Annotated in this window: 6 protein-coding genes; all 6 read left to right on the top strand. The window is 62.3% G+C overall.

What is annotated here, in order from left to right:
* Positions 1–170 precede the first annotated feature (170 nt).
* The 6 genes from prmA to purD all read left to right on the top strand — a co-directional run bounded on the left by prmA (position 171) and on the right by purD (position 6978).
* Entirely contained in the window at positions 171–1049 is an 879-nt protein-coding gene (prmA, locus tag ACW9I6_RS16780) for a 50S ribosomal protein L11 methyltransferase (protein ID WP_003217316.1), read from the top strand.
* Positions 1050–1079: 30 nt separating this feature from the next.
* Positions 1080–2342, top strand: a complete 1263-nt coding sequence (locus ACW9I6_RS16775; RefSeq protein ID WP_457339559.1) for a DUF3426 domain-containing protein — start codon at positions 1080–1082, stop codon at positions 2340–2342.
* 185 nt (positions 2343–2527) lie between these two features.
* Positions 2528–3541 (top strand): tRNA dihydrouridine synthase DusB, encoded by a 1014-nt coding sequence (gene dusB / locus ACW9I6_RS16770; protein WP_003217321.1) that lies wholly within the window; start codon positions 2528–2530, stop codon positions 3539–3541.
* Entirely contained in the window at positions 3538–3858 is a 321-nt protein-coding gene (gene fis, locus ACW9I6_RS16765) for a DNA-binding transcriptional regulator Fis (protein ID WP_003186237.1), read from the top strand. The genes dusB and fis overlap by 4 nt, the downstream gene beginning before the upstream one ends.
* Positions 3859–3939: 81 nt before the next feature.
* Complete coding sequence (purH, locus tag ACW9I6_RS16760) at positions 3940–5547, top strand: bifunctional phosphoribosylaminoimidazolecarboxamide formyltransferase/IMP cyclohydrolase (RefSeq protein ID WP_017478422.1); 1608 nt, start codon at positions 3940–3942, stop codon at positions 5545–5547.
* A gap of 138 nt (positions 5548–5685) precedes the next feature.
* Positions 5686–6978: a phosphoribosylamine--glycine ligase gene (gene purD / locus ACW9I6_RS16755; protein ID WP_003217326.1), complete on the top strand. Its 1293-nt coding sequence runs from the start codon at positions 5686–5688 to the stop codon at positions 6976–6978.
* The last annotated feature ends 48 nt before the right edge of the window (positions 6979–7026 follow it).

Below are 7026 nucleotides of genomic sequence, written 5' to 3'. Positions count from 1 at the left end.
CCAGTCAACACATCCATTACTGACACACCGCATTCGCGAGCAAGCCCGCTCCCACATTTTGTTCTGTGTACACCAGCAGTACAGTCGTCTTCTGCTGTTCGCTCGCGTAAACTTGCGCGTCTTTCGCAGCCCTACCCCGCTGCACACTCATTTTTTCAAAGGTGCCCGCCATGCCTTGGCTGCAAGTCCGTCTCGCCATCAGCCCAGAACAAGCCGAAACCTACGAAGACGCGTTCCTCGAAGTGGGCGCCGTGTCGGTGACCTTCATGGACGCCGAAGACCAGCCGATCTTCGAACCCGAGCTCAACACCACCCCGCTGTGGTCCCACACCCATCTGCTGGCCCTGTTCGAAGACGGCACCGATGCCGCCAGCGTCCTGGCCCACATGGAACTGCTCACCGGCGGCCCGCTGCCGGAGCATCACAGCGAAATCATCGAAGACCAGGACTGGGAACGCAGCTGGATGGACAACTTCCAGCCAATGCGTTTTGGCCAGCGCCTGTGGATCGTGCCGAGCTGGCATGCCGCCCCCGAGCCTGACGCCGTGAACCTGCTGCTGGACCCGGGCCTGGCGTTCGGCACCGGCACCCACCCCACCACCGCACTGTGCCTGGAATGGCTCGATGGCCAGGACCTGAAAGACTGCAACGTGCTGGACTTCGGCTGCGGTTCGGGGATCCTGGCGATCGCTGCCCTGCTGCTGGGCGCCAAGGAAGCGGTCGGTACCGATATCGACGTGCAAGCCCTGGAAGCCTCCCGCGATAACGCCGGGCGCAATAACATCGCTGAAGAGAAATTCCCGCTGTACCTGCCGGAGCAATTGCCCCAGGTGCAGGCCGACGTGCTGGTGGCCAATATCCTCGCCGGGCCGCTGGTTTCCCTGGCGCCGCAGCTGTCGAGCCTGGTCAAGCCGGGCGGCCGCCTGGCGCTGTCGGGCATCCTCGCCGAACAGGGCGAAGACGTTGCCGCCGCCTACGCCCAGGATTTTGAGCTGGATCCGATCGCCAACCGCGATGGCTGGGTACGCATCAGTGGTCGTCGGCGCTAGAATGAGCGCCTGCATGAATCGGATGGCCGCATGACCGACAGTTTCGTCACCCAGTGCCCACACTGCCAAGCACGCTTTCGCGTCAACCACGCTCAATTGAGCGTGGCCCGTGGCGTGGTGCGCTGTGGGTCGTGCCTGCAGGTGTTCAATGCCGCTCGCCAACTGCTGGAGCAGCGCGCCAACGCGCCCGCGCCCCAGGCACCACCTGCGGCAGAGCCGCCGGCAGCCGTAGAACCGCCACCCCAAGCGCCGCGAGCCATCAGCCAGAAGCAATGGACCGCCGAAGAGCTGGACCTGGATAACCTGGACCTCGACGTAGAACTGGCCAAGCTGGAGCGTCGCGAGATCCAGCACACCCAACCCGTGGGTGCCGACCGTCGCCAGACCGGCGCCGATCGTCGGCAAAAGGAAGATGCCCTCAGCGCCAGCCGTGATACGGCCAAGGCCGAGGAAGAGCAATGGGCCTCCAGCCTGTTCAGCGAACCCCGGGATGAACGGGCCCAAGCCCCGCAAATGGTCGACGACGAACCGCAACCGGCCAAGGCAAGCCCAGGCAAACCCAAGCGCACCGAACCGTCGATGTCGTTTGAAGCGGTCGAGCCGGACGACGAACCACCGCTGCACACAAGCACCACCGATGACGAACTCGACCCACCGGTAACCGCCGTAGCAGACGAGCCGGAACCCGAACAACCGGAACGCCCGCAGCCCAAACGCAAGCGCCCTCGCCCCGAGGCTGGCGCCCACGACGACCTGCTTTCGGACCTGGAAGACGACCCGCTGCACCTGTATTCACAGAAGCGTTCCTCCGGCTGGGGCCGCCGCCTGTTCTGGGGCTTGCTGGTGCTGCTGGCCGCCGCCGGCCTGGCGGGACAATACGTCGCCTACCAATTCGACGACCTGGCACGCCAGGACGCCTACCGTCCATGGTTCCAGGAACTGTGCCCGAAACTGGGCTGCACCGTGCCATCCCGGGTCGATATCGCCCACATCAAGAGCAGCAACCTGGTGGTGCGCAGCCACCCGGAGTTTGCCGGTGCCCTGGTGGTGGACGCGATCATCTATAACCGCGCGACATTCTCCCAACCGTTCCCGCTGCTGGAGCTACGCTTTGCCGACATGAACGGGAATATGATCGCCAGTCGTCGCTTCAAACCCGCCGAATACCTCAGCGGCGAGTTGGCAGGCGTGACCGAGATGCCCTCCCAGACGCCGATCCACATTGCCCTGGACATCCTCGACCCGGGCAACAAAGCGGTGAATTACAGCCTGAGCTTCCACTCCCCCGAGTGAAACGGCTGCCTGGCCGGTGCTTGACGGCAGATTATTGACTGCATCGCCTTTGACCAAACCTGCGGCGATAAGAAAATAACTGCTCAGATTTTATCCAATTCAGCCTTTATCCAGTCATCGAGAGCGGGTATCATGCCAACCCTTTTTCGAACTCTAATGATCCGGCCCCACAACAGGGAAGTCCTATGTCGGCGGTACGCATCGGCCCATACACATTGCACAACGGCTTGATCCTCGCCCCGATGGCGGGCGTCACCGACCAGCCCTTTCGTCAGCTTTGCAAGCGTTTGGGCGCAGGGCTTGTAGTCTCGGAAATGGTCACCAGCGACATGAGCCTGTGGAACACCCGCAAATCGCGGATGCGCATGATCCACGAAGGTGATCCCGAGCCCCGCTCGGTACAGATCGCCGGCGGTGATGCGCAGATGCTGGCGGATGCGGCCCGGGCCAACGTGGAGTTGGGGGCGCAGATTATTGATATCAACATGGGTTGCCCGGCCAAGAAGGTCTGCAACAAGGCCGCAGGTTCTGCCCTGTTGAAGGATGAGCAGTTGGTGAGCGAGATCCTGCATGCCGTTGTCGCTGCAGTGGATGTGCCGGTCACCCTGAAGATCCGCACCGGTTGGGACCGGGACAACAAGAATGGCCTGACGGTGGCGAAGATCGCCGAGCAGGCGGGCATTACAGCGCTGGCGGTGCATGGCCGCACCCGCGCCGACCTTTACACCGGTGAAGCCGAGTACGACACCATTGCCGCGATCAAGCAGGCGGTGTCGATTCCCGTCTTTGCCAACGGCGACATCGACTCAGCCGAGAAAGCCCGGCGCGTGCTGCACGCGACCGGCGCCGATGGCCTGTTGATTGGCCGGGCTGCCCAGGGGCGGCCGTGGATTTTTCGTGAGATCGAGCATTTTCTGCGTACCGGCGAAACCTTGCCGGCACCGGAGCTGATCGAGGTGGAACGTATTCTGCTAGAGCATCTGGCCGCCCTGCACGCCTTCTACGGAGACGTGATGGGAGTACGCATTGCTCGCAAGCATGTGGGCTGGTATCTCGCAACCTTGCCGGGCGCCAGGGAGTTTCGCGCCCACTTCAATCGTTTGGATGATACGGAAGCACAGTGCGCCAACGTTCGTGAGTTCTTCTCCGAGCGTTACAAGAGCCTGGTGACAGGGGACGGAGAAGGGGTGGCCGCATGACGATGATGACCGAGACTTTAGTGAGTGGAACAACACCCGTGAGCGACAACGTCAATTTGAAACAGCACCTCAACACGCCGAGCGAAGAAGGCCAGACCCTTCGCGGGAGTGTCGAGAAGGCGCTGCACAATTATTTCGCCCACCTTGAGGGCGCTGCCGTCACGGACGTGTACAACCTGGTGCTCTCCGAAGTCGAAGCGCCGTTGCTCGAAAGCGTGATGAACTACGTCAAGGGCAACCAGACCAAGGCCAGTGAGCTGCTCGGTCTGAACCGTGGCACGCTGCGCAAGAAACTCAAGCAGTACGATTTGCTGTAAGCATTCAATCAAACCAGAAAGGCGCCCGCGTAAAAACGGACGCCTTTTTTGCTGACTCCTTTGCTTTTGATGGAAATTGAAATGACCGACCAGACTACCCGCCTGCCGATCCGCCGTGCCTTGATCAGTGTCTCCGACAAGACCGGGATCCTCGAATTTGCCCGGGAGCTGGAAGCCCTGGGCGTGGAGATTCTCTCCACCGGCGGGACCTTCAAACTGCTGCAGGACAACGGCGTGGCCGCAGTGGAAGTGGCGGACTACACCGGTTTCGCAGAAATGATGGACGGTCGGGTCAAGACCCTGCACCCGAAAATCCACGGCGGGATCCTCGGTCGTCGCGGTATCGACGACGCCATCATGAGCGAGCACGGCATCAAGCCGATCGACCTGGTGGCCGTTAACCTGTACCCGTTCGAAGCCACCATCAACAAGCCAGGCTGCGACCTGCCGACCGCCATCGAAAACATCGATATCGGCGGCCCGACCATGGTTCGCTCGGCAGCCAAGAACCACAAAGACGTGGCCATCGTGGTGAACGCCAGCGACTACGCCAACGTACTGGAAAGCCTGAAAGCCGGCGGCCTGACCTACGCCCAGCGCTTCGACCTGATGCTCAAGGCCTTCGAACACACCGCGGCCTACGACGGCATGATCGCCAACTACATGGGCACCGTGAACCAGGCCGCTGAAACCCTCAGCACAGAAGGTCGCAGCCAGTTCCCGCGCACCTTCAACAGCCAGTTCATCAAGGCCCAGGAAATGCGCTACGGCGAGAACCCGCACCAGAGCGCGGCGTTCTACGTTGAGGCCAAGCCTGCTGAAGTCGGCATCGCCACCGCGACCCAACTGCAAGGCAAAGAGCTGTCCTACAACAACGTGGCCGACACCGACGCCGCGCTGGAATGTGTGAAGAGCTTCGTCAAGCCAGCCTGTGTGATCGTCAAGCACGCCAACCCGTGCGGCGTGGCCGTGAGCCCGGACGCTGAAGGCGGTATCCGCCAGGCGTACGAACTGGCCTACGCCACCGACACCGAATCGGCCTTCGGCGGCATCATCGCCTTCAACCGTGAACTGGACGCCGAGACCGCCAAGGCGATCGTTGAGCGTCAGTTCGTGGAAGTGATCATTGCCCCATCCGTGAGTATCGAGGCCCGCGCCATCGTTGCTGCCAAGGCCAATGTGCGCCTGCTGGCCTGCGGCGAGTGGTCGGCCGAGCGTGCCGCTGCCTGGGACTACAAGCGCGTCAACGGCGGCTTGCTGGTACAGAGCCGCGACATCGGCATGATCGGCAGCGCCGATCTGAAAGTGGTGACCAAGCGCGCCCCGACCGAACAGGAAATCAACGACCTGATCTTCGCCTGGAAAGTCGCCAAGTACGTTAAATCCAACGCCATCGTCTACGCCAAGAACCGCCAGACCATCGGTGTCGGCGCGGGCCAGATGAGCCGCGTGAATTCGGCACGCATCGCTGCGATCAAGGCAGAACATGCCGGCCTGCAGGTCGCCGGTTCGGTGATGGCGTCCGACGCATTCTTCCCGTTCCGTGATGGCCTGGACAACGCCGCGAAAGCCGGTGTTACCGCCGTGATCCAACCGGGCGGCTCGATGCGTGACGCAGAAGTGATTGCAGCGGCTGATGAAGCCGGCATCGCCATGGTGTTTACCGGCATGCGCCACTTCCGCCACTGATTGCTCGTTCCCACGCTCTGCGTGGGAATGCAGCCCGGGACGCTCCGCGTCCCAAAGCGTGACGCGGAGCGTCACAAGAGGCATTCCCACGCAGAGCGTGGGAACGATCAGAATTCAGCGTCATCCGAGGTTTTTGAAATGAATGTTTTGATCATTGGCAGCGGTGGCCGTGAACACGCCCTGGCCTGGAAAGTTGCCCAGGACCCACGTGTCCAGAAAGTTTTCGTCGCCCCCGGCAACGCCGGTACCGCCATTGAAGCCAAGTGCGAAAACGTCGCCATCGACGTGTTGGCCCTTGAGCAACTGGCGGACTTTGCCGAGAAAAACGTTTCCCTGACCATCGTCGGCCCGGAAGTGCCCTTGGTAGCTGGCGTTGTGGACCTGTTCCGCAGCCGCGGCCTGGACTGCTTCGGCCCAACCGCCGGCGCTGCCCAGCTGGAAGGCTCGAAAGCCTTCACCAAGGATTTCCTGGCGCGCCACAAGATCCCGACCGCCGACTACCAGAACTTCACCGAGATCGAGCCGGCCCTGGCCTACCTGCGTGAAGTCGGTGCACCGATCGTGATCAAGGCCGACGGCCTGGCCGCCGGTAAAGGCGTGATCGTCGCAATGACCCTGGCTGAAGCCGAAGACGCCGTGCGCGACATGCTCGCCGGCAATGCTTTCGGTGAAGCCGGTTCGCGCGTAGTGATCGAAGAGTTCCTCGACGGCGAAGAAGCCAGCTTCATCGTAATGGTCGACGGCAAGAACGTCTTGCCGATGGCCACCAGCCAGGACCACAAACGCGTGGGTGACGGCGACAGCGGCCCGAACACCGGCGGCATGGGTGCCTACTCCCCGGCGCCAGTGGTAACCGCCGAAGTGCACAAGCGCGTGATGGACCTGGTGATCTGGCCAACCGTGCGCGGCATGGCCGACGAAGGCAATGTGTACACCGGTTTCCTGTACGCCGGCTTGATGATCGACAAGGCCGGCAATCCGAAAGTCATCGAGTTCAACTGCCGCTTCGGCGACCCGGAAACCCAACCGGTGATGCTGCGCCTGCAATCGAGCCTGGTGCTGTTGGTTGAAGCTGCGCTGGCCCAGGCCCTGGACAAGGTCGAAGCCCAGTGGGACCCGCGCCCGAGCGTCGGCATCGTGCTGGCCGCCGGCGGCTACCCGGCCGACTACGCCAAGGGCGATGTGATTGAAGGTCTGGACGCGGCTGCTACGCTGGAAGGCAAGGTGTTCCACGCGGGCACCGCGCTCAAGGATGGCAAGGTCGTCACCGCCGGTGGTCGCGTACTGTGCGCAACCGCCATGGGCAGCAGCGTAGATGCCGCCCAGCAACAGGCTTACAAGCTGGCGGCGAAGATCGACTGGAAAGGCTGCTTCTACCGCACCGACATTGGCTACCGCGCCATTGCCCGTGAGCGTGGCGAAAGTCAGTAAACAGCTATCCGTTCGGTTAGGCAGGGGCCTCCGGCCCTTGCCCTACGC

It is taken from the genome of Pseudomonas sp. SDO5522_S412 (assembly GCF_054071215.1).
The sequence above is the reverse complement of the archived record's forward strand: the minus strand, read 5'-3'. Positions and strand labels throughout refer to the sequence as shown.

What these genes read in the sequence shown, in the direction of transcription:
- prmA (WP_003217316.1), top strand. Translation starts at nt 171, where the DNA reads ATGCCTTGGCTGCAAGTCCGTCTCGCCATCAGCCCAGAACAAGCCGAA.
- ACW9I6_RS16775 (WP_457339559.1), top strand. Translation starts at nt 1,080, where the DNA reads ATGACCGACAGTTTCGTCACCCAGTGCCCACACTGCCAAGCACGCTTT.
- fis (WP_003186237.1), top strand. Translation starts at nt 3,538, where the DNA reads ATGACGATGATGACCGAGACTTTAGTGAGTGGAACAACACCCGTGAGC.
- dusB (WP_003217321.1), top strand. Translation starts at nt 2,528, where the DNA reads ATGTCGGCGGTACGCATCGGCCCATACACATTGCACAACGGCTTGATC.
- purD (WP_003217326.1), top strand. Translation starts at nt 5,686, where the DNA reads ATGAATGTTTTGATCATTGGCAGCGGTGGCCGTGAACACGCCCTGGCC.
- purH (WP_017478422.1), top strand. Translation starts at nt 3,940, where the DNA reads ATGACCGACCAGACTACCCGCCTGCCGATCCGCCGTGCCTTGATCAGT.